Origin of the sequence: Variovorax sp. WS11 (assembly GCF_010499245.1) — a bacterium.
Classification (GTDB): domain Bacteria; phylum Pseudomonadota; class Gammaproteobacteria; order Burkholderiales; family Burkholderiaceae_C; genus Variovorax.
In genome coordinates, this window is sequence record NZ_JAAGOW010000001.1 from 1172857 (window position 1) to 1195286 (window position 22430).

General features: G+C 69.4%; 21 protein-coding genes and 1 tRNA gene. 11 read left to right on the top strand and 11 right to left on the bottom strand.

What is annotated here, in order from left to right:
- Nucleotides 1-12 precede the first annotated feature (12 nt).
- Nucleotides 13-88, top strand: a tRNA-Lys gene (locus GXN78_RS06025).
- 82 nt (nucleotides 89-170) lie between these two features.
- On the opposite strand, the gene GXN78_RS06030 is transcribed toward GXN78_RS06025, so the two are convergent.
- The 3 genes from GXN78_RS06030 to araD are packed head-to-tail and all read right to left on the bottom strand — an operon-like array spanning nucleotide 171 to nucleotide 3666.
- The gene (locus GXN78_RS06030; RefSeq protein ID WP_106555214.1) at nucleotides 171-1151 is read right to left on the bottom strand and encodes a tripartite tricarboxylate transporter substrate binding protein; all 981 of its coding nucleotides are present in this window, start codon (nucleotides 1149-1151) and stop codon (nucleotides 171-173) included.
- A gap of 35 nt (nucleotides 1152-1186) precedes the next feature.
- The gene (locus GXN78_RS06035) at nucleotides 1187-1897 is read right to left on the bottom strand and encodes a ribonuclease activity regulator RraA (RefSeq protein ID WP_106555213.1); all 711 of its coding nucleotides are present in this window, start codon (nucleotides 1895-1897) and stop codon (nucleotides 1187-1189) included.
- Nucleotides 1898-1938: 41 nt separating this feature from the next.
- Nucleotides 1939-3666, bottom strand: a complete 1728-nt coding sequence (gene araD / locus GXN78_RS06040; RefSeq protein WP_106555212.1) for an L-arabinonate dehydratase — start codon at nucleotides 3664-3666, stop codon at nucleotides 1939-1941.
- Between the two features lie 127 nt (nucleotides 3667-3793).
- Here araD and GXN78_RS06045 point away from each other — a divergent pair, with 127 nt between their 5' ends.
- The 3 genes from GXN78_RS06045 to GXN78_RS06055 all read left to right on the top strand — a co-directional run bounded on the left by GXN78_RS06045 (nucleotide 3794) and on the right by GXN78_RS06055 (nucleotide 6517).
- Nucleotides 3794-4483 (top strand): GntR family transcriptional regulator, encoded by a 690-nt coding sequence (locus GXN78_RS06045; protein WP_106555211.1) that lies wholly within the window; start codon nucleotides 3794-3796, stop codon nucleotides 4481-4483.
- Nucleotides 4484-4640: 157 nt separating this feature from the next.
- The gene (locus tag GXN78_RS06050; protein ID WP_106555210.1) at nucleotides 4641-5339 is read left to right on the top strand and encodes an HAD-IA family hydrolase; all 699 of its coding nucleotides are present in this window, start codon (nucleotides 4641-4643) and stop codon (nucleotides 5337-5339) included.
- A complete protein-coding gene (locus tag GXN78_RS06055) occupies nucleotides 5336-6517 on the top strand; it encodes an amidohydrolase (protein WP_106555209.1) in 1182 nt (393 codons plus the stop codon). Before GXN78_RS06050 ends, GXN78_RS06055 begins: the two co-directional genes overlap by 4 nt.
- A gap of 77 nt (nucleotides 6518-6594) precedes the next feature.
- Here the strand turns inward: GXN78_RS06055 and GXN78_RS06060 are convergent, their stop codons facing one another.
- The 8 genes from GXN78_RS06060 to GXN78_RS06095 form a co-directional block, all read right to left on the bottom strand.
- Entirely contained in the window at nucleotides 6595-7752 is a 1158-nt protein-coding gene (locus GXN78_RS06060) for an FAD-binding oxidoreductase (RefSeq protein WP_106555208.1), read from the bottom strand.
- Entirely contained in the window at nucleotides 7752-9152 is a 1401-nt protein-coding gene (locus GXN78_RS06065) for an NAD(P)/FAD-dependent oxidoreductase (RefSeq protein ID WP_106555207.1), read from the bottom strand. Before GXN78_RS06065 ends, GXN78_RS06060 begins: the two co-directional genes overlap by 1 nt.
- On the bottom strand, nucleotides 9149-9532 hold the full coding sequence (locus GXN78_RS06070; protein ID WP_106555206.1) for a (2Fe-2S)-binding protein: 384 nt from the start codon (nucleotides 9530-9532) through the stop codon (nucleotides 9149-9151). Before GXN78_RS06070 ends, GXN78_RS06065 begins: the two co-directional genes overlap by 4 nt.
- 19 nt (nucleotides 9533-9551) lie before the next feature.
- On the bottom strand, nucleotides 9552-10046 hold the full coding sequence (locus GXN78_RS06075; protein WP_106555205.1) for an Lrp/AsnC family transcriptional regulator: 495 nt from the start codon (nucleotides 10044-10046) through the stop codon (nucleotides 9552-9554).
- A 79-nt stretch (nucleotides 10047-10125) separates the two neighbouring features.
- Nucleotides 10126-11529 carry an aspartate aminotransferase family protein gene (locus tag GXN78_RS06080; protein ID WP_106555204.1) on the bottom strand — a complete coding sequence of 468 codons (1404 nt, stop codon included), beginning with the start codon at nucleotides 11527-11529 and terminating at the stop codon, nucleotides 10126-10128.
- 143 nt (nucleotides 11530-11672) lie between these two features.
- The gene (locus GXN78_RS06085) at nucleotides 11673-12608 is read right to left on the bottom strand and encodes a glyoxylate/hydroxypyruvate reductase A (RefSeq protein WP_106555203.1); all 936 of its coding nucleotides are present in this window, start codon (nucleotides 12606-12608) and stop codon (nucleotides 11673-11675) included.
- 5 nt (nucleotides 12609-12613) lie between these two features.
- On the bottom strand, nucleotides 12614-13492 hold the full coding sequence (locus tag GXN78_RS06090) for a GNAT family N-acetyltransferase (RefSeq protein ID WP_106555311.1): 879 nt from the start codon (nucleotides 13490-13492) through the stop codon (nucleotides 12614-12616).
- Between the two features lie 267 nt (nucleotides 13493-13759).
- Nucleotides 13760-13915 (bottom strand): hypothetical protein, encoded by a 156-nt coding sequence (locus GXN78_RS06095; protein ID WP_164255377.1) that lies wholly within the window; start codon nucleotides 13913-13915, stop codon nucleotides 13760-13762.
- Between the two features lie 202 nt (nucleotides 13916-14117).
- Between GXN78_RS06095 and GXN78_RS06100 the strand changes: the two genes are divergently transcribed.
- The 7 genes from GXN78_RS06100 to GXN78_RS06130 all read left to right on the top strand — a co-directional run bounded on the left by GXN78_RS06100 (nucleotide 14118) and on the right by GXN78_RS06130 (nucleotide 22422).
- Complete coding sequence (locus GXN78_RS06100) at nucleotides 14118-14783, top strand: haloacid dehalogenase type II (protein ID WP_106555202.1); 666 nt, start codon at nucleotides 14118-14120, stop codon at nucleotides 14781-14783.
- Between the two features lie 25 nt (nucleotides 14784-14808).
- Nucleotides 14809-16104, top strand: a complete 1296-nt coding sequence (locus GXN78_RS06105; RefSeq protein ID WP_106555201.1) for an FAD-binding oxidoreductase — start codon at nucleotides 14809-14811, stop codon at nucleotides 16102-16104.
- Between the two features lie 72 nt (nucleotides 16105-16176).
- A complete protein-coding gene (locus tag GXN78_RS06110) occupies nucleotides 16177-17799 on the top strand; it encodes an ABC transporter substrate-binding protein (protein WP_106555200.1) in 1623 nt (540 codons plus the stop codon).
- Between the two features lie 22 nt (nucleotides 17800-17821).
- Complete coding sequence (locus GXN78_RS06115) at nucleotides 17822-18778, top strand: ABC transporter permease (protein ID WP_106555199.1); 957 nt, start codon at nucleotides 17822-17824, stop codon at nucleotides 18776-18778.
- A 10-nt stretch (nucleotides 18779-18788) separates the two neighbouring features.
- Nucleotides 18789-19697 (top strand): ABC transporter permease, encoded by a 909-nt coding sequence (locus GXN78_RS06120; RefSeq protein ID WP_106555198.1) that lies wholly within the window; start codon nucleotides 18789-18791, stop codon nucleotides 19695-19697.
- Complete coding sequence (locus GXN78_RS06125) at nucleotides 19697-21322, top strand: ABC transporter ATP-binding protein (RefSeq protein WP_106555197.1); 1626 nt, start codon at nucleotides 19697-19699, stop codon at nucleotides 21320-21322. The genes GXN78_RS06120 and GXN78_RS06125 overlap by 1 nt, the downstream gene beginning before the upstream one ends.
- A gap of 11 nt (nucleotides 21323-21333) precedes the next feature.
- Nucleotides 21334-22422, top strand: coding sequence for a tartrate dehydrogenase (locus tag GXN78_RS06130; RefSeq protein ID WP_106555310.1), 1089 nt, complete (start codon nucleotides 21334-21336; stop codon nucleotides 22420-22422).
- Nucleotides 22423-22430: the final 8 nt, after the last annotated feature.

Sequence of the window (22430 nt, forward strand, 5' to 3'; positions counted from 1 at the left end):
AATGTCGATCAGGGGCTCTTAGCTCAGTTGGTAGAGCAGCGGACTCTTAATCCGTAGGTCGAGTGTTCGAGTCACTCAGGGCCCACCAAAATTACCGTGCCAACGCTGAAAAGCCCGCTATCCAAAGATAGCGGGCTTTTTTCATTGGAGGCCGTCGAGGACGGCAGTCCTCAGTCCGCCGTCGCGCCGGACTTCTTCACCAGTTCGGCCCAGCGCGGGATCTCCTTGGCCATGTGGTCGCGCAGTTCTTCCGGCGTGCTGCCCACGATCTCCATCGCCAGCTGGTCCGAGAGCTTGGCCTGCACGTCGGGCTGCTTGAGCGCCTTGACGATCTCGGCGTTGAGGCGCTGCACGATCGGCTTGGGCGTGCCCTTGGGCGCATACACCGCCTGCCACGACGACATCTCGAAGCCCGGAATACCGGATTCGATCATCGTCGGGAGTTCCGGCACCAGCGCGATGCGCTTGCTCGTCGTCACGGCCAGCAGCTTGAGCTTGCCGCTCTTGACCAGCGGCAGCGCCGCCGTCACCTGGTCGAACATGAAGGGCACCAGCCCCGCGGCGACGTCGGTCATGGCCGGCGGCGTGCCCTTGTACGGCACGTGGGTGAGCTTCACGCCGATCAGGTCCGCGAACATCTCGCCGGCCAGGTGGGTGGAGGTACCGGCACCGGAAGAGGCAAAGGTGCGCTTGCTCTCGTCCTTCTTCAGCAGGGCCACGAGTTCGGCGACCGAGTTCACGCCCAACTGGCTGTTGACGATCAACACGTTGGGCAGGCGCGCAACCAGCGAGACCGGCTCGAAGTCCTTCATCGGATCGTAGGGCAGCTTCTTGTAGAGGCTGGCGTTGATGGCGTGCGTGCTGATGGTGCCGCCGAAGAGCGTGTAGCCGTCGGGTGCCGCCTTGGCCACGTAGGCGGCGCCGATGCCGCCGGCCTGGCCGGGCTTGTTGTCGACCACCACCGACTGCTTGAGGCTTTCGCCCAGCTTCTGGGCGAGCGTGCGCCCCACGATGTCGGTGGAGCCTCCTGCCGTGAAGGGCACCACGTAGACGATGGGCTTGGCGGCCGGCCATTCGGGGGCCTGGGCCCAGGCGGCCACAGGGGCGAGCGCAGCCAGAAGCAGCGCCGCGGCGCGGCGGGTGAAACGCATGGTTTGTCTCCTCGGATCGTCGGAAAGAAAAGGACTCAGCGGCCGTTGGCCTCGCGCCAGGCCGCGAAGTCGGTGCGGCTCTGTTCGTCGGTGGGCGGGTACAGGCCCAGGATGGAGCGGCCTTCGAGCACCTTTTCCTGCACGAAGTCCTCGAAGGCGGTCATCTCGATCGCTTCGGCGGCGATCTCGTCGGCGATGTGGGCGGGAATGACGATCACGCCCTCGGCATCGCCCACGATCACATCGCCGGGAAACACCGGCGCGTCGCCGCAGCCGATCGGCACGTTGATGTCGATGGCCTGGTGCAGCGTGAGATTGGTCGGCGCACTGGGGCGGCTGTGGTACGCGGCAAAACCCAGCTTGGCGATGTCGGGGCTGTCGCGGAAGCCGCCATCGGTCACCACGCCGGCAGTCCCGCGCTTCATCAGCCGCGTGACCAGGATGCCGCCGGCCGAGGCGGCGCGCGCATCCTTGCGGCTGTCGATCACCAGCACGGCGCCTTCGGGGCACTGCTCCACCGCCTGGCGCTGCGGATGGTTGCGGTCGAGAAAGACGTTGATGGGATTCAGGTCCTCGCGCGCCGGCATGTAGCGCAGCGTGAAGGCCTCGCCCACCATGTTGGGCAGGCCGGGGTTGAGCGGCCGCACGTCCTGGATGAACTGGTTGCGCAGGCCGCGCTTGAACAGGGCCGTGCACAAGGTGGCGGTGCTCACCTTCATGAGCTGCTCGCGGGTGGCGGGATTCACGTGTCGTCTCCGTTCTCTAAAAGGTAGGTCTGAAGGGCTGATCAGAAGATGTCGGGCTCGGGCACCGGCTTGCCGAAGCTGGTTTCCAGAAAGTCGAAGTCGCAGCCCTCATTGGCCTGCTTGATGTGGCGGCCGAACATCCACCCGTAGCCGCGCTCGTAGCGCGGCGGCGGCGGCGTCCAGGCGGCCTTGCGCTGGGCGAGCTCCTCGTCGCTGACCTCGAGGTGGATGCGCCGCCCAGGCACGTCCACGCTGATGCGGTCGCCGGTCTTCACCAGCGCCAGCGGGCCGCCGATCGCCGATTCGGGCGAGCAGTGCAGCAGGCAGCCGCCGTAGCTGGTGCCGCTCATGCGTGCGTCGGACAGGCGCAGCATGTCCTTCACGCCCTGCTTCAGCAGCTTGGTCGGGATGGGCAGCATGCCCCACTCCGGCATGCCGGCGCCGCGCGGGCCGGCGTTGCGCAGCACCAGGATGTCATCGCTCGTCACGTCCAGGTCCGGGTCGTCCACCGCCGTCTTGAGCGCCGGGTAGTCGTCGAACACCAGCGCGCGGCCGGTGTGCTGCAGCAGGTGCGGCGCGCAGGCGCTGGGCTTGATCACCACGCCGTCGGGCGCCAGGTTGCCGCGCAGAACGGCCAGCGCCCCTTCGGCGTAGATGGGGTTGGCGAGCGGCCGGATGACGTCGTCGTCGTAGACCTCGGCCCCTTCGATGTTCTCGCCGAGCGTGCGGCCGTTGACGGTGCGCGCGTCGGTCTGGAGGAGGCTTCGGATGCGCTCCAGCAGCGCGGGCAGGCCGCCGGCGTAGAAGAAGTCCTCCATCAGGTAGGCATCGCCGCTGGGCCGGATGTTGGCGATGACGGGCACGCGGCGGCTGAAGTCGTCGAAGTCGTCCAGGCTCACCGGGTGGCCCGCGCGCCGCGACATCGCGATCAGGTGCACGATGGCGTTGGTGCTGCAGCCCATGGCCATCGCGCAGGCGATGCCGTTCTCGAAGTTGGCGCGCGTGAGCAGCTTCGCGGGCGTAAGGTCTTCCCACACCATCTCGACGATGCGGCGACCGCACTCGGCGCTCATGCGGATGTGGTTGGCATCCGCCGCCGGAATGCTGGAGGCGCCCGGCAGGCTCAAGCCCACCGCCTCGGCGATGCCCATCATGGTGGCGGCCGTGCCCATGGTCATGCAGGTGCCGTGGCTGCGCGCGATGCCGGCCTCCATTTCGGACCAGGCCTGCTCGCTTAGACGCCCGGCGCGACGCTCGTCCCAGTACTTGAAGGCATCGGAGCCCGAACCCAGCACCCTGCCCTTCCAGTTGCCGCGCAGCATGGGGCCGGCCGGCAGGTAGATGAAGGGGATGCCCATGCTGAGCGCGCCCATCGTGAGGCCGGGCGTGGTCTTGTCGCAGCCGCCCATCAGCACCGCGCCGTCCACCGGGTGGCTGCGAAGCAGCTCTTCCGTTTCCATCGCGAGGAAGTTGCGGTAGAGCATGGTGGTGGGCTTGACCATGCTTTCCGACAGCGAGATCGCCGGCAGCTCCAGCGGAAAGCCGCCCGCCTGCAGGATGCCGCGCTTGACATCCTCCACGCGGTGCTTGAAGTGCGCGTGGCACTGGTTGGCATCGCTCCAGGTATTGACGATGGCGATCACCGGCTTGCCCATCCAGTCGTCGTAGCTGTAGCCCATCTGCAGCACGCGCGAGCGGTGGCCGAAGGAGCGGAAGTCGTCAGGCGCGAACCAGCGGGCGCTGCGCAGGGATTCGTAGGGGCGTTTCATCGGGGCTGTCTCTGGGGTCATGGGCCGCTGCGGCTGAATAAACGACGGTGGCGCGGCCGAGCCGGGTGGCGTTTGCGGCGGATTAAAACATTAATATATTAGTACGTCAATGCCAAAATCCCCCTCGATGAGTGCCCTTCCCAAGATCCGACTCGACCGCACCCGACTGGCCGCGCCCCAGGTGCTGGAAAAGCTGCGCGACGCCATCCTCTCGCTGGAGCTGGTCCCCGGCACCGTGCTGGCGCGGCAGGAGCTGGCAGACCATTTCGGCGTGAGCCAGACGCCGGTGCGCGAGGCGCTGCTGCGCCTGAGCGAGGAAGGCCTGGTGGACGTGTTCCCGCAGCACGCCACGCTGGTCAGCCGCATCGACATCGCGGCGGCGCGCCAGGCGCATTTCCTGCGCCGCTCGATCGAGCTGGAGCTGGTGCACCAACTCGCGCTCGAGGCGCCGGCAGGGCTGGTCGAGCAGATGAAGGCCACCATCGCCCAGCAGGCCGCGCTGTCGGCGGCCCAGCGCTACGGCGACTTCGTGGGCGCAGACCGTGCCTTCCATCGCCTGATGTACGAAGCCGGCGGCGTGCCCGACCTGTGGGAGATGGTCGGCCGCGTCTCCGGACACGTCGACCGATTGCGCCGCCTGCACCTGCCGACGGCGGGCAAGACCGAGGCGATCCTGCGCGACCACCGCGCCATCGTGCGCGGCATCGAGGCGAAGGATCCGGCCGCCGCCCAGGCCGCGCTGCGCAAGCACCTGTCGGGCACGCTCAGCGCGGTGGACGAGATCTGCAGGCAGTACCCGGATTACGTCGCGGCTTGACGGCAGGGGCGCCCGCGACCGCCCGCAAGATGATGCCGGCTGGGCGCCAACAACGAAATCCTGTGCCGCGGCGCAGCCCCACTTCGGTTCGGATGCGCAGGGGCCCGCGCCTATGCTTCGGTGCAACGGCTTTCCCGCCATCACCCGGAGCTCATCCATGTCCCTCAAAGATTTCAAGGTCCTCACCTTCGACGTCGTCGGCACGCTGATCGATTTCGAGGGCGGCATGCTCGCCTACCTGCGCAGCGCGGCGCCCGATGCCCGCGTGACCGACGACGATTTCCTCGCGGCCTACCGGCGAGCCCGTGCCGACGGCACGGCCGGCTGGTACCCCGACGACCTGGAGCGCTGCTGGCACGCCATCGCGCCCGCGCTGGGCCTGCCCGACGACGACGCAATCGCGCGTGGCCTGCGGGATTCGGTGGCGCAGTGGCCGGCCTTCCCCGATTCGGTGGAAGCCCTGAAGCGCCTCGGCAAGCACTTCAAGCTGGTGACCATGACCAATGCGCAGCACTGGGCGCTCGCCCATTTCGACAAGACCCTGGGCTCGCCCTTCGACATGCTGCTGAGCTGCGACGACGCGCTGTGCGAGAAGCCGGATGCGCGCTACTTCGCCTACGCCCGCGGCCGCTTCGAGGGCGCCTGGGGCTACAAGCAGGCTGACAACCTGCACGTGGCGCAAAGCCAGTACCACGACATCGGCGTGTCCAAGCAGCTGGGCATCGCCACCTGCTGGATCGAGCGGCGCCATGGGCAGAAGGGTTCCGGCGGCACGCTCGAATCCGAGCACACCGTGCCCGACTACCACTTCCACACGCTGGCCGCGCTGGCCGACGCCGTCGAGGCCGAGCGTTGAGCCTGGACGCGATCGCCGCGCCGGTCGCCGACCTGCTGCCCGAACTGATCGCGCTGCGCCGCGACCTGCACGCGCATCCGGAGCTCGCCTTCGAGGAACGGCGCACGGCCGGCGTGGCGGCCCAGGCGCTGCGCCTGCTCGGCCTCGAGGTGCATGAAGGCCTGGGCGGCACCGGCGTGGTGGGCACGCTGCACTGCGGCAGCGGTGCGCGAAGCGTGGGCCTGCGCGCCGACATGGACGCGCTGCCGATGGTCGAGCTGGGGTGCACCGCCCATGCCAGCCGCACGCAGGGCGTTCATCACGGCTGCGGGCACGACGGCCACACCAGCATGCTGATCGGCGCCGCGCGCCAGTTGGCGCGCACACGGCGCTTCGACGGCACGGTGCACTTCATCTTCCAGCCGGCCGAGGAAGGCAAGGGCGGCGCACGCGCCATGATCGAGGACGGCCTGTTCGAGCGCTTCCCCTGCGACAGCGTCTACGCGCTGCACAACTGGCCCGACCTGCCGCTGGGCAGTGCGCAGACGCGGGCCGGCCCGATCATGGCGGCGGCCGACCGCTTCGACATCGTGCTGCGCGGACGCGGCGGGCACGCGGCGCAGCCGCATCACACGCCCGACGCCATCCTCGCGGCAAGCCAGCTCGTCGCGCAGCTGCACACCATCGTGTCGCGGCGCATCGATCCGGGCGAATCGGCGGTGCTCTCGGTGACGCGCATCGAAGGCGGGCACAGCCACAACGTGCTGCCGGCGGAAGTCTCGATCACCGGCACCGTGCGCAGCTTCGACCTCGCCTCGCAGGACCGCATCGAGGCCGCGCTGCGCGCCACCGTCGACGGCGTGGCGCTGGCGAGCGGCGTGCAGACCGAGGTGCGCTACGTGCGCTACTACCCCGCCACCCTCAACACGCCGGATGAAGCCACGCTCGCCCTCGCCGCGGCCCGAGCCGTCGGCCTGCAGGCCGACATCGCGCCGCGCGCGGCCTTCACCTCGGAAGACTTCGCCTTCATGCTGCAGCGCCGTCCGGGCGCCTACCTGTGGCTGGGCCAGGGCCGCGCCGACCCGGGGTCGGACGGAGAGCGAGCACTGCATCACCCCTGCTACGACTTCAACGACGACGCACTTCCGTTGGGCGTGCGCTGGCTGTGCGAAGTCGCCGAGCGAGCGCTCGCGGGATGAGCCCTTTCACCTTCACTTCGTTGTGATGGCGATGTAACTCTCTTGCTCCCTCCCCCGAAAGGGGAGGGAGCAAGACCTCAGGCCACTTGCTTCGCCAGCTCGGCTGCAAACCGCGCAATAGCGAAACTCTCGATCGGCGTCGAAGTCCTCCCCGTCGCGATCAGCTCGGCCATGGTCTCGCCGACCCCCGGGCCGATCGCAAAACCCTCGCCATTGAAGCCGAAGGCATAGTGCACCCCCGGCACACGCGCACTCGGCCCCATCACCGGCTGCCAGTCCGAGGTATAGCCCTCGATCCCGCTCCACACGCGAATCAGCTGCACCTGCTCGAAGGCCGGCACCAAGCGCCGCAGCTCGCGCAGCTGCCGCAGCACGTTGTCCGGCTTGACGTAGGCGCGGATGCGATCCGTGTGCGCCGGCCCCTTGAGCCCGCCGCCGAAGACGATGTTGCCGCGCGCGATCTGCCGGAAATACAAACCTTCGTGCTCGACCGGCGAAGACACGCCGATCGACGGCCCGATGGCGTAAGGCAGCGGCTCCGTCACCCCCATCTGCGGCCCGCGCGCATCCATGGGCACCGCTTCGCCGAACTGCTCGGCCATGCGGTTCGACCAGGCACCGCAAGCCACCAGCAGCTGCGGCGCACGGAAGCGCCGCCCATCCGCGGTGTGCGCGACGAAGCCCGCACCGTCGCGCTCGACCTGCATCACCTCGGCATGCTCGACGATGTTCGCCCCGGCCCGCCGCGCCGCGCGCGCAAAGGCCGGGCCCGCGAGCCGCGGATTGGCGTGCCCGTCGTTGGGCGACAGCGAGCCGCTGACCACCTCGGGCGCGAAGATGCCCCAGCGCCGGCGCAACTGCTCGGCGCTGAACAGCTCGAGGTCCAGGCCCAGCGGCTTCACGTCCCTCGCATGCTGCTCCAGCACCGCCGCCTGCTTCTCGGTGTAGCAGACGCGCAGATGGCCATAGGGCACGAACTCCAAGTCCTCGCCCAGCAGTTCCTTGACCCGGCCCCACACGGCGCGCGCGCGGTTGGCCAGCGGCATCTGAAACAGCGCACGGCCCTGGCGGCGCACGTTGCCGAAGTTCGTGCCGCTGGCTTGGCGGCCCACCAGCTCGCGCTCCAGCAGCGTGACCGAGAGGCCGTGCTCCCGGCGTAAAAAGAAGGCAGCGCTGGTGCCCACCAGGCCGCCGCCCAGCACCAGCACGTCGGTGTCATGCGTCGAATCGCTCATCAGTTCGCCTCGCGCGTGTTCATCATCAGCGGCTTGACCGGCGCCTGCGTACGCAGCCGCCCGACCTGCTCGACGGGAACGCCGCAGGCCTGCGCCACGATCTCGGCCGAGGCGTGGCCGCAGAAGCGGCCCTGGCAGCGCCCCATGCCGACCCGGCTGAAGGCCTTGGCGCGGTTGACTTCGCGGCTGTCCAGCTCGCCGACGCAGCGGCGCAGCTCGCCGGCCGTGACGGCCTCGCAGCGGCACACCACCGCGCTGTCGGGCAGCGCCGCGGCTTGCGCATGCGGCCAGGGGAAAGCGCGCGCCAGGCCCGCGCGGAAGCGATCCATCTGCACCAGCGTGCGGCGCAGCGCGGCGGACTCGGCCTGGTACAGCGCCCGGCCCGGCGCATGGCCCAGGTCGGCCAGCGCCGCCAGCGCGGCCAGCCGGCCGGCGGCCTCGGCGCCATCGGCCCCGAGGATGCGCGCGCCGTCGCCGGCAAGGTACACGCCGCGCGTGCTGCTGCGGCCGTCGGCATCGATACGCGGCAGCCATTGCCGGCTCAGGGGCTCGAAGTCGAACTCGCAGCGCGCAAGATCGGCCAATTGGGTCTCGGCGCGAAGATGCCAGCCGAGGCCGACCGCATCGCAATCGAAGCGCTGCTCGCGGCCCGCGGCGTCGCGCACCGCGACCGACTGCACGCCGAGCGGATCGCTGCCATCGATGGCGAGCGGCACCACGCCCTGCAGCACCGTGACGCCCGCGCGGCGCAGTCCGCGGATCAGGCCCAGCCCGCGCAGCGCCAGCTGCGGCCGCGCGAGCAAGCCCTTCACGGCACTCCAGGACTTGGCACTTGGCGACGTGTCGAGTACCGCCGCCACCTCGGCGCCGGCCTGCACATACTGCGACGCGACCAGGTACAGCAACGGCCCGCTGCCGAGAAAGACGACGCGCGCGCCGATCGCGCAGGCCTGCGCCTTCAGCGCGATCTGCGAAGCGCCGAGGCTGTAGCAGCCGGCGCGTTGCCAGCCGGGCACGGGCATCAGGCGATCGGTGGCGCCGGAGCACACCAGCAAGGCATCGAAGGGCACGGTCTGCGGCTCGCCGGCGCGCACCACGTGCAGCGCGCCTTCGCTCAGGTTCCAGGCCAGCGTGTCGCCGCGGTAGTCGACCTGCGCCCGCAGCGCATCGAAGTCGCGGTGCAGCGCCTGCGCCTTGGCGGCCTCGCTACCGTAGAGCTTGGCATAGGGGCGCTTGAAGCCTTCGGGCTGGCGGCGGTAGATCTGGCCGCCATCGCGCCGACCCTCGTCGATCACGATGGGCCGCAGCCCGGCCTGCACCAGCGCCTGCGCAGCGCGCACGCCCGCGGGCCCGGCGCCGACGACGACGATGCGCGGCGCGGAAACGAGTGCCCCACTCATACTGCGGCCTCCGATGCATGCCGCGCCAGGGACTGCTGCAGATCCGGCGTCACCGGCCAGGGATGGCCGGCGGGCGGGCGCGTGAGCACCGACATGCCCGCTTCGACCACCGTCGAGCAGGCACGCAGCCGCTCGCCGCCCGGCGTCCACACCCAGCAGTCCTGGCAGGCGCCCATCAGGCAGAAACCGGCGCGCGTGCCGTCGCCGAATTCGCTGTCGCGCAGGCGCCGCCCGTGGCTCAGCAGCGCCACGAGCAGCGTGTCGCCGGCCAGCGCGACGGCCGCCTGCCCATCGATCTGCAGCGCCAGCGCAGGTCTGTCGATTTCGGCCAGCCGCACGAAGCGGGCGGGCGCTGGGGAGCGAGGCGGGGTCTGAGGCATGGAGCTGCGAAAGCGCCGGTCAACGCTGGTTGGGAAACAGCCGTTCGATCGGACAGTGTGTCTTGATGAACGGCGACTTGATCACGATGTAGCTGAAGTACTTCGCGATGCCGATGTTGCGTTCGAGCAGTTCCTCGATCACTTCCTGGTAGTGGTTGACGCCGCGCGTCAGGAAGCGCAGAAGGTAGTCGTAGCCGCCGCTCACCAGGTGGCATTCGAGCACTTCGTCGACGTCGCGGATCGCCGTCTCGAAGCGCACGAAGTCCTCGCGATGGTGATCCTGCAGCGTGACCTCGGTGAACACGGTCAGCGTGTCGCCCAGCTTCTCCAGCCGGAGGTGCGCCCCGTAGCCGGCGATGTAGCCGGCCTGCTCCAGCCGCTTCACGCGGATCAGGCAGGGGCTGGGCGACAAGCCCACCGCATCGGCCAGGTCGACGTTGGTCATGCGGCCGTTCTTCTGCAGCTGGGCGAGGATGCGCAGGTCGAGCCGGTCGATCTTGAATGCTTCTGACATGGGTGGTGACGGTGAACGCGGAGAACTCGATTCTGCGTCTGCCGCGGCGCGCTGCGTCCGGTGTTCTCCCAGGGTTGCCTCAGGCGGCCAGCGCGGCGCGAACGTCCGGTGCGTCGAGCACCTCGTCGAGCGTCTTCTTCAGGCGCACGAACATCTGCGCGAACTCGTCCTCGGTGAAGGTGAGCGCCGGCGCGAAGCCGAGGATATGGTCGCCGAAGGAGCGGAACACCAGGCCGTTGCGATAGGCCGCGGCGAAGATGCGGTCTGGCAGCCCGAGCGCCGCATCGAAGCCGCGCTTGCTTGCCTTGTCGCTCACCAGCTCCAGCGCGCCCAGCAGGCCGCGGTGGCGCGCATCGCCCACCAGCGGATGGGCGGAGAGCGCATCGAGCCCGGCCGCGAAATGCGTCGCGCCGCGCTGCCCATTGGCGAGCACGCCGCCTTCCTCGTAGAGCCGCAGCACCTCGAGCGCGACCGCGGCGCCGACCGGGTGCGCCGAATAGGTGGCGCCGTGGCCGATCGAAGCACCCGCAGGCGCACCGTCGGCGATGCCTGCATAGACCTTCTCCGACATCAGTGTCGCGCCCAGCGGCACGTAGCCGGCGGTCAGGCCCTTGGCCACGGTCATCAGGTCGGGCTCCACGCCCTCGGCCTCGCAGGCGAACATGGGGCCGGTGCGGCCGAAGCCGGTGATGACCTCGTCGACCACGAAGAGGATGTCCAGCTCGCGCGCGGCCTCGCGCATGGCCTTGAGCCAGCCCTTGGGCGGCACGATCACGCCGCCCGAGCCCTGGATCGGCTCGCAGAAGAAGGCCGCCACGTTGTCCGCGCCCAGCTCCGCGACCTTGGCGCGCAACGACGCCACCGAGGCCGCGATCAGCGCCTGCGGATCGGCGCCGTCGGCATGGCGGTACGGGTTGGGCGAAGGGATGTAGTGCTGCGTGGGCAGCGGCAGGTCGAAGCCGCGGTGGAAGGCCGGCAGCGCCGTGAGCCCCGCGCCGGTGGAGGAGGAGCCGTGGTAGCCGCGCTCCAGCGCGATGAACTGCTTCTTCGACGGTTTGCCGATCGCGTTGTAGTACTGCACGATGAAGCGCACCGCGGCATCGACCGAGTCGGAGCCGCCCAGCGTGAGGTACACGCGGGTCAGCGAGGCGGGCGTGATCTGCACCAGCTTCTCCGCCAGGCGGATGGCCGGCTCGCTGCTGAAATGGAAGTAGCCCGTGGCATACGGCAGCCGGCGCATCTGCTCGGCCGCGGCCTGCACCACGCTCTCCTGCCCATAGCCCACGTTCACGCACCAGAGGCCAGCGAAGGCGTCGAGCAGTTCATGGCCGTTGGCATCGGTCAGCCACGCGCCGCGGCCCGAGGCAAGCACGGTGGGCCCGCGCTCTTCATGCACGCGCCAGGGCGAGACGGGGTGGATGAGATGAGCGCGGTCGATGGCGTCGAGCGCGGCCTTGTTGGGCAATGCGGTGGGGTGTGTCATGAGGGGCGGTGGTTGGGCCTTTGGATGTCCAAAAGCTTAGGCCGCGTGCCCCTCGTGCGGGTGCCGCATTGAGGGCCTTGTGCGAAGCAGGCTGCGGTTGTGCGCGTCGCGACAGCAGATCCTGCCGTCGTGCACACAGGGCCTCAGTACCCGCGCGCGCGATCGACGAGGCCCAGCATCGGTTCCCCCGCTTCGAAGCGCCGCAGGTTGTCGAGCACCACCTCCGCCGCGCTCAGCGGCTGCGTCACGCTCGCGATGTGCGGCGTGAGCTGGATGTGCGGATGGCGCCAGAAGGCATGCTCCGTCGGCAGCGGCTCGGGGTCGGTCACGTCGAGCACGGCATCGCCGATCCGGCCGCTGGCCAGCGCGGCCAGCAGGTCAGCATCCACGAGCTGCGGCCCGCGGCCGACGTGTACCAGGCCTGCGCCTTCGGGCAGCATCGAGAACAGGCGCGCGTCGAGAAAGCCGCGCGTCGAATCGGTCAACGGCAGCAGGCACACGAGGATGTCGGTGCGCGCGAGAAAGGCCGGCAGTTCGTCGGCGCCGGCGTGGCATGCCACGCCCTCGACCGCATGCCGCGAGCGGCTCCAGCCCGCGCAGTCGAAGCCCAGGCCGACGAGCTGCGCCAACACTGCCTGGCCAAGCGAGCCGAGCCCCAGCACGCCCACGCGCCGCTCGCCGGCGGGTCGCACGGGCAAGGGACGCCACTGGCCCTGCTGCTGCTGGCGCCGGTAGCGCGGCATGTCGCGATGCAGCCCGAGCACCGCATGCGTCACATACTCGACCATGCCTTGCACGATGCCGGGCTCGACCATGCGCACCACCGGCAAATCCGGCGGCAGCGCCGCGAAGTCGAACTGGTCGACACCGGCGCCGGAAGAGAACAGGACCTCCAGGTTCGGGAAGCGTTCCGCCAACTGCGGCGGCGGCTCCCAGGCCGCGAGGAAGCGCACCTGCGCCGGGTCGCCGATGTCGGGCCAGATGCGGAAGTCGATCCCGGGCGCGCGGCGCCGGAACACCTCGGCCCACTGGCGGCCGCGCACCGGGTCGGACTTGTAGAGGAAGGTGGTCGCGCCCATCGAACTCAACCGACGGCCTGCGTGACGATCGCGAACAGCGTCGGCCCGCCGGGCGGCACGGCGAGCGGCGCGCCGCGCACCATCGTCGTCGGCGCATCCACGCGCAGCAGGCCGAAGCTCTCGAGCCATTCGGCCAGGCCGCTGGCGAAGTCGATGTCGATGCGCGTGAAGTTTCCGGCATTCATCCCGGCGAGATGCGCGATCAGCGCTTTCGCGCCTTCGGCGTCGGGCGCCACCACCGGACCGATCGCGTGCCCGCGCCCGAAGCGGCGCAGCATCGCAAAGCCGCGCGGCGCGTTGTCGTGGTCGAGGACCACGCAGGCATCGGACGCGGCGAGCAGGTCCGCGATCAGCGCATCGCGCGGCATGCCGCGTGCCGCGGCATCGAGCGCCTGCAGCGATGCGGCCTCGCTCTGTCCGGCAGGCCGCAGGCGCCAGCCCGTGGGCAGCGCAACCAGCGGCGCCGGCTGGGCCACGCCCTGGTGCTGCCGCAACTCGCCGGTGCGCACGAAGCCCAGCCGCTCGTACAGACCTCGCCCGTCGGCGGTGGCATGCAGCAGCACCGTGCAATCCCCGAGCTCTTCGAGCAGTGCGCTCATCAGCCGGTGGCCGAGGCGGCGGCCCTGGCAGGCCGGCGACACGATCACGAGGCCGATGGTGGCGTGGCGCTCGCCCCAGCGCCATCGCAGGGCGGTGCCGATCAGCTCGCCGTCGCGCTCGGCAACGATGCCCTCGGCATGGGCGAAGACCTGCGCCCAATCCGCGGGGCGGTGCGGCCAGCGCAGCTCGGCGGTCAAGGCGTGCGCAAGCGGCAGGTCGGCTGCGGTCATCGGTCTCAGCACCACGCCGTCGAGAGCGGGTGCGTTCGGTGTCTGGGCGGGCATCGGGAGGTCTTCGTGCGAGCAAAAGGGCAGCTCATCTTGGACGACATCCGTGGCTTGCGCCAGACCGAATTCGCGCTTCGCCGCAACTTGCAAGCTTCGTCTGTCGCGGCCCCGGGTTTCGCAATTCGATGCGGCAACGCGCGCGCTTACGCACACAAATGCGGTGCCAACCTGCCTAGCATCGAGCGCCGCTCCGGCCCTCTTCTTCCGACCACCGTTCGAGCTGAACCCATGCAAGTCTTCGACCCGCGACAGATCCAGGTGCCCTCAGGCCATTTCATCGGCGGCCGCCTGGGTGCTGCGCCGCTGGGCGAGCTGATCGAAGCCGACGCGCCGCGGCTCGAGCCGCTCGAAGTCGGGCATCGGCAAGGACCTGGGGCGCCAGGCGGTCGAGGCCAACCTGCGCTTCAAAAGCGTGCTCATCGACTTTGCTGCAGCGCACTAAGGTGCATGGCCGCACGCCGCAGGGGCAGACCGCATGGCATGCCGCCGGCGCCCCTTCAAACCGCAGCTTTCGTGCGCCAGGCACTTCATTTCCCTACAACCTCGAAGCGGCTGCGTGCTGCAATCGCTTCGTCATGAGTTCGTCGCATTTGCATCTTTCATTTAAGGAATAGAGACCATCATGCCCTTCCGTCCCAAGTACATCACCTTCGACTGCTACGGCACGCTGACGCGCTTTCGCATGGGCGAAATGACGCGCGACATCTTTGCCGACCGCATTCCGGCCGAGCAGATGGAGCAGTTCATTGCCGACTTCACGGCCTACCGCTTCGACGAAGTGCTGGGCGACTGGCAACCCTACGAAGTGGTGCTGAAGAACGCAGTGCGCCGCCTGTGCAAGAAGTGGAAGATCCAGTATCTCGACAGCGAAGCGCAGAAGTACTACGACGCGGTGCCCACCTGGGCGCCGCATGCGGACGTGCCCGCGGGCCTGGCCAGGATCGCCAACGAGATCCCGCTGGTGATCCTGTCCAACGCCTCGGACGACCAGATCCAGAAGAACGTGGCGATGCTCGGCGCGCCCTTCCACCGCGTCTACACAGCGCAGCAAGCCCAGGCCTACAAGCCGCGCCTGAAGGCCTTCGAATACATGCTCGACTCGCTGGGCTGCAACCCCGAGGACGTGCTGCACGTGTCCTCCAGCCTGCGCTACGACCTGATGTCGGCGGACGACCTGGGCATCGTCAACAAGGTGTTCGTCAACCGTGGCCATGGCCCGGGCAACCCGGCCTACCGCTACGTCGAGATCAAGGACATCGGCGGCCTGCCGGGCGTCGTCGGTCTCTGATCGCTCCCGCCACGCACCCCACGCCATGAAGCTCGACTCCTACTGGACCGATTCGGCACCCGCCTTCGTGCCCGAGCCGCATGAACTGCCGGCCAAGGTCGACGTCGCCGTCGTCGGCGGCGGCTTCACGGGCCTGTCGGCGGCGCTGGCGCTGGCCAAGCGCGGCGCCAAGGTGGTGGTGCTGGAGGCCGGCGAGCGCGTGGCGGCCGAGGCGTCGGGGCGCAACGGCGGTCACGTCAACAACGGCCTGGCGGTGGACTATGCCGAGGTGGCCGCAAAGTTCGGCGCCGACCGGGCTCGCGCCTGGTACCGCGCCTATGACGACGCCGTGGACACGGTCGAGCGGCTGGTGCGCGACGAGGCCATCGACTGCGACTTCCTGCGCCACGGCAAGCTCAAGCTCGCCACGCGGCCGAGCCAGATGGCCGCGCTCGAACGCAGCGCCGAGCGCCTGGTCGGCGACGGCGTCGACACCGACGTCGAGATCCTCGATGCGGCGCGCGTGCATGCCGAAGTGCAGAGCGAGCGTTTCCACGGCGGCCTGCTCTACAAGCGCAGCGGCCAGATGCACATGGGCCGCTTCGCGCAGGGCCTGGCCACAGCGGCCGAGCGCAACGGTGCGCAGATCCACACCGGCACGGGCGTGCAGCGCATCGAGCGCGTGGGCCAGGGCCATGCACATCGGCTGCACACGGCGAGCGGCCCCGTCGCCGCCCAGCAGGTGCTGCTGGCCACCGGTGCGACGCGCCATGGCGGCTACGGCAGCTTCGGCTGGCTGCGCCGGCGCATCGTGCCGATCGGCAGCTTCATCGTGGTCACCGAGCCGCTGGGCGCCGAGCGCGCGCAGGCCCTGCTGGCCGCGCGGCGCACCTACACCACGGTGGCCAACATCCACCACTATTTCCGGCTCACCACCGACCACCGGCTGGTGTTCGGCGGGCGCGCGCGCTTCGCCGTCTCCAGCCCGCAGTCCGATGCCGCAAGCGGCGAGATCCTGCGCGCCGGCCTGGCCGAAACCTTTCCGCAACTCGGCCCGGTGCGGCTCGACTATTGCTGGGGTGGCCTGGTCGACATGACGCAGGACCGCCTGCCGCATGCCGGCGAGCGCAATGGCCTCTACTACGCGATGGGTTACAGCGGCCACGGCACCCAGATGTCGGTGCACATGGGCCAGCGCATGGCGGCCGTGATGGCCGGCGACGCGAGCGCCAACCCGTGGCGCGACCACGACTGGCCCGCCATCCCCGGCCACTTCGGCCCGCCGTGGTTCCTGCCGGCGGTGGGCCTCTACTACACGCTCAAGGACCGGCTGGCCGCCTGAGCGCCCCGCGAGCCTCCACTTTCTTTCGTTCCGCTTTCTTCAACCACAAGGCCTCACCAGGAGCACCTCACCATGAACGACAGCAGCCACAAGAGCTTCGAAAATCTCGTCGGTCCCGGCGAAAGCCTTCGCGCGATGGAGTCGCTGCGGCGCGGCGCCACGCGGCGCGACATCCTCTCGATGCTGATGGCCGGTGGCATGCAGGCCACCCTGGCCGGCAGCCTGGCGGGCGTGGCGATGAACGCCCATGCGCAAACGCCCCGCAAGGGCGGGCGCATCCGAGTCGCCGGCGCCACCGCCGCCGCCACCGACACGCTCGATCCGGCCAAGCAGTCGAACCAGACCGACTACTCGCGCTGCAACATGATCTACAACGGCCTCACCTCGCTCGACGGCAGCCTGACGCCGCAACCCGCGCTGGCCGAATCGTTCACCACCAAGGATGCGAAGACCTGGGTCTTCACGCTGCGCAAGGGCGTGGTGTTCCACGACGGCAAGGCGCTCTCGCCCGCCGACGTGGTGTTCTCGGTCATGCGCCACAAGGACCCGGCTGCCGCCTCCAAGGCCAAGGTGCTCGCCGACCAGATCGAGAGCGTCAAGGCCACCGGCCCCAACGAAGTGACGGTGGTGCTCAGCGCGCCGAACGCCGACCTGCCGGTGATCCTCGGCACCTTCCACTTCCACATCGTCAAGGAAGGCACCACCGACTTCAATGCCGGCATCGGCACCGGGCCGTACAAGCTCAAGGAATTCAAGCCCGGCGTGCGCTCGCTGATGGTGCGCAACGACGCCTACTGGAAGCCCGGCAAGCCCTACCTCGACGAGATCGAGTTCGTGGGCATCGGCGACGAGAGCGCGCGTGTCAACGCGCTGCTGTCCGGCGGCATGGACCTGGTGGGCTCGGTCAATCCGCGATCCGTAGAGCGCGTGAAGGGCACGCCCGGCTTCGGCATCTTCGTCACCCAGTCGGGCCAATACTCCGACCTCGTGATGCGCAAGGACGTGGGCCCCGGCGCCAACCCAGACTTCGTGCTCGCGATGAAGCACCTGTTCGACCGCGAGCAGATGAAAAAGACCATCGCGCTGGACTACGCCGTGGTCGGCAACGACCAGCCGATCGATCCGACCAACCGCTTCTACTTCGCCGGCCTGCCGCAGCGGCCCTTCGACCTCGACAAGGCCAAGTTCCATCTGCAGAAGTCCGGCGTCACCGGCAAGGTGCCGATCGTGGCGTCGCCGGCGGCGCTCTACTCGGTGGAGATGGCGCTGGTGCTGCAGCAGGCTGCGCAACGCGCCGGCCTCGAGCTGGACATCAAGCGCATGCCGGCCGACGGCTACTGGTCGAACCACTGGCTCAACAGCCACGTGGGCTTCGGCAACGTCAACCCGCGGCCCAGCGCCGACGTGCTGCTGACGCAGTTCTTCCAGTCGGGCGCGGCCTGGAACGAGTCGCGCTGGAAGAGCGAGAAGTTCGACCAGTTGCTGCTGGCCTCGCGCGCCGAGACCGACCTGGCCAAGCGCAAGCAGATGTACGCGGACATGCAGACGCTGATCCACCAGGACGCCGGCATCGGCATCCCGCTGTTCCTTGCCAGCATCGACGGCCATACGTCCAAGCTCAAGGGCCTGTCACCGATTCCGCTCGGGGGCCTGATGGGCTACAACTTCGCCGAGAACGTCTGGCTGGAAGCCTGATCCGCCCTCCGGAAGATCCTCCATGAACCATGTGATCCTGAAGCTCCTCGCTCAGCGCATCGCGCTGGCGCTGCTGTCACTGCTGGCGGTGTCGGTGATCGTCTTCTCCATCACCGCGGTGCTGCCCGGCGATGCGGCGCAGGAGCAGCTCGGCCAGGAGGCCACGCCGGAGGCGCTGGCCGCGCTGCGCACGCAGATGGGCCTGGACGTGCCGGCGCCGCAGCGCTACGCGAAGTGGCTGCTCGGCATGGTGCAGGGCGACCCAGGCCGCTCCGCGACCACGCAATTGCCGGTTTCGGAGCTGGTCGCCAGCCGGCTGCCCAACTCGCTGTTGCTGGCGGCGGTGACGGCGCTGTTCTCGGTGCCGATCGCTCTCACCCTCGGCATCGCCTCGGCGGTGTGGCGCGGCTCGTGGTTCGACCGCGCCGCCTCGACGACGGCGGTGGGCGTGGTGTCGGTGCCGGAGTTCCTGGTCGCGACGCTGGCGGTGCTGGTGTTCGCGGTCCAGCTGCGCTGGCTGCCGGCGCTGTCCTTCGTCAACGACATCGAGTCGATCGGGCAGATGCTGCGCGCCTTCGCCATGCCGGTGCTGGTGCTGTGCTGCGTGATCGTCGCGCAGATGATGCGCATGACGCGCGCCGCGGTGATCGACCAGCTCGAAGCGCCCTACATCGAGATGGTGCGGCTCAAGGGCGCCTCGCCGATGCGCATGGTGCTGGCGCACGCGCTGCCCAATGCGGTGGGCCCGATAGCCAACGCGGTGGCGCTGAGCCTGTCGTACCTGCTGGGCGGCGTGATCATCGTCGAGACCATCTTCAACTACCCGGGCATCGCCAAGCTGATGGTCGACGGCGTCTCGCAGCGCGACATGCCGCTGGTGCAGACCTGCGCCATGATCTTTTGCTGCGCCTACCTGATCCTGGTGACCACGGCCGACATCTGCGGCATCGTGGCCAACCCGCGGCTGCGGCATCGCTGAGGTGAGCTCCATGGAAACCACATCCACCTCCACCCCCCTCGTGAGCGCCACGGCGGCCATCGCGCCCCCGCCGCAAGGGCGCCGCGGCAGCCCGCTGCGCTGGCTCGGCGGCTTCGGCATCTCCGGCCTGCTCGGCCTGGCCGTGCTGCTGTTCTGGATGCTCGCGGCCCTGCTCGGGCCCTGGCTGCTTTCGCACAGTTCGGCGGCCATGGGCACCTCGAACGTCTTCGCGCCCATGAGCGCGGCGCACTGGCTGGGCACCGACTACCTCGGGCGCGACATGCTGGCGCTCATCATCGACGGCGCGCGCTACACGGTCGGCGTTGCATTGCTCGCCACGGTGCTGGCCAGCGGCACCGGCATCACGCTGGCGCTGCTGGCTGCCGCCAGCGGCCGCTGGATCGACGCGGTGCTGAGCCGCGGCCTCGACACGCTGACGGCCATCCCGAGCAAGATGTTCGCGCTCATCATGGTGGCCGGCTTCGGCTCCTCGGTGCCCATGCTGGTGGCCACGGCGGCCATCATCTACGTGCCGGGTGCCTACCGGATCGCGCGTTCGCTGGCCGTCAACATCAATGCGCTGGACTACGTGACCGTGGCGCGCACGCGCGGCGAGGGCACGCTCTACATCATGCTGCGCGAGATCCTGCCCAACATCGTCGGCCCGATGCTGGCCGACCTCGGCCTGCGCTTCGTCTACGTCGTGCTGCTGCTGGCGAGCATGAGCTTCCTCGGCCTGGGCATCCAGCCGCCGGCGGCCGACTGGGGCTCGCTGGTGCGCGAGAACATCGGTGCGCTGGCCATGGGCGGCGCCTCGGTGATCGTGCCGGCGCTGGCCATCGCGAGCCTGACCATCTCGGTCAACCTCGTCATCGACAACCTGCCGGGCCGCACCGCCCGCGAACGAGGAGCACGCTGATGGGCGCACCACTCAAGGTCCAGGGCCTCAGCATCACGGCCGGCGCGAACACGCTGGTCGATGCCTTGAGCTTCTCCGTGCAGCCCGGCGAGGTGCTGGCACTGATCGGCGAATCCGGCTCCGGCAAGACCACCACCGCGCTGGCGCTGATGGGCTATGCGCGCCACGGCTGCCGCATCTCGGCGGGCCGGGTGCAGATCGGCGACACCGACGTGCTCTCGCTCGATGCGGCGCAGCAGCGCGCGTTGCGCGGGCGCACCGTCTCCTACATCGCGCAGAGCGCGGCCGCCTCCTTCAATCCCTCGCGCACGATCATGGACCAGGTGGTCGAGCCGACCGTCATCCACCGCCTGTGCAAGCGCTCCGAGGCCGAGGCCAAGGCGGTGCAGCTCTTCCGCGAGCTGGCGCTGCCCGATCCCGAGACCATCGGCGATCGCTATCCGCACCAGGTCTCCGGCGGCCAGCTGCAGCGCCTGATGGCGGCGATGGCGCTGATCGGCGACCCCGACCTGGTGATCCTGGACGAGCCCACCACCGCGCTGGACGTGACCACGCAGATCGAGGTGCTGCGCGCCTTCCGCCGCGTGGTGCGCGAGCGCCGCGCCACCGCGGTGTACGTGAGCCACGACCTGGCGGTGGTGGCGCAGATGGCGGACCACATCCTGGTGCTGCGCGACGGCAAGATGCGCGAGGTGAATTCCACCGGGCAGATCCTCACGGCGCCGGTGAATGACTACACGAAGAGCCTGCTGGCCGCCGCGCGGCCCGCGCCGCGTGCGTGCGGCCCTGTCGCGGGCGACACATCGCTGCTGCTCGATGTGCGCGAGCTCTCGGCCGGCTATGGACCGGTCGACAAGCAAGGCCGACCGGCCAAACTGATCCTCGAGGACATCAACCTCCAGCTCCACCGCGGGCAGGCGATCGGCGTGATCGGCGAGTCGGGCTCCGGCAAGACCACGCTGGCACGCGCCGTCGCCGGCTTGCTGAGCCCATGCCACGGCAGCATTCTGTTCGACCAGCGCGAGTTGAAGCCGACGCTCGCACAGCGCGACAAGGAAGAGCTGCGCCGGGTCCAGATCGTGTTCCAGATGGCGGACACGGCGCTGAACCCCTCGCAGACCGTCGAGCGCATCCTGGCGCGGCCGCTGCAGTTTTACAAGGGGTTGCGCGGCGAGCCGCTGCGCCAGCGCATCCGCGAACTGCTGGACCTGGTGAAGCTGCCGCAGACCGTCGCCGGGCGCCTGCCTGGCGGGCTGTCGGGCGGGCAGAAGCAGCGCGTCAACCTGGCGCGCGCGCTCGCGGCCGAGCCGGACCTGATCCTGTGCGACGAGGTGACCTCGGCACTGGACACGGTCGTCGGCGCGGCGGTGCTGGATTTGATGGCCGAACTTCGGCGCGAGCTCGGCGTCTCCTATCTCTTCATCAGCCACGACCTGCACACGGTGCGCGCGGTGTGCGACGAGATCGTCGTGATGCAGCACGGCCGCAAGCTCGCGCAGGTGGCGCGCGCCGACTACGAGCGCGGGCCGCACCATCCCTACTACGAACTGCTGGCCCGCTCGGTGCCCGAGCTGCGGCAGGGCTGGCTCGACGAGATGGATCGCAAGATGGCGCTCGCCGCATGAAAGACACCGACATGACCCCCACCTTCCGCATCGCACTCATCGCCGGCGACGGCATCGGCAAGGAAGTGATGCCCGAGGGCCTGCGCGTCGTGCAGGCCGCGGCAGAGCGCTTCGGCTTCGAGCTCGACTGCCGCACCATCGACTGGGCGAGCTGCGACTACTACGCCGAGCACGGCAAGATGATGCCGGACGACTGGAAGGAGCAACTGAAGGGCGTGGACGCGCTGTACTTCGGCGCTGTCGGCTGGCCCGCCACGGTGCCGGACCACGTCTCGCTGTGGGGCTCGCTGCTCAAGTTCAGGCGCGAGTTCGATCAGTACATCAACCTGCGCCCGGTGCGCCTGTTCGAGGGCGTGCCCTGCCCGCTGGCGGGCCGCCAGCCCGGCGACATCGACTACCTGGTGGTGCGCGAGAACACCGAGGGCGAATACACGTCGCTGGGCGGCGTGATGTACGAAGGCACCGAGCGCGAGATCGTGATCCAGGAGTCGGTCTTCTCGCGGCACGGCACCGATCGCGTGCTGAAGTACGCCTACGAGCTCGCCCAGGCACGCAAGCGCAAGCACCTGACCGTGGCCACCAAGAGCAACGGCATCGCGATCAGCATGCCCTGGTGGGACGGCCGCGCCGATGCCATCGGCCGCGAGTACCCCGAGGTGCAGGTCGACAAGCAGCACATCGACATCCTGTCGGCGCGCTTCGTGCTGCAGCCCACGCGCTTCGACGTGGTGGTGGCGAGCAACCTATTCGGCGACATCCTCTCCGACCTCGGCCCCGCGACCACCGGCACCATCGGCCTCGCGCCTTCGGCCAACCTCAATCCGGACCGCAAGTTCCCCTCGCTGTTCGAGCCCGTGCACGGCTCGGCGCCCGACATCTACGGGCAGAACATCGCCAACCCGATCGCGATGATCTGGTCGGGGGCGCTGATGCTGGATTTCCTCACGCAGGGACAAGGCGCCGGCCGCGCCGCGCACGACGCGATCCTCGGCGCGATCGAGGCGGTGCTGCGCGAAGGGCCGCGCACGCGCGACCTGGGCGGCACGGCCTCCACCACCGACATGGGCATCACGATCGCCGAGCGCGTTGCCGCAGCCTGACAACCCTT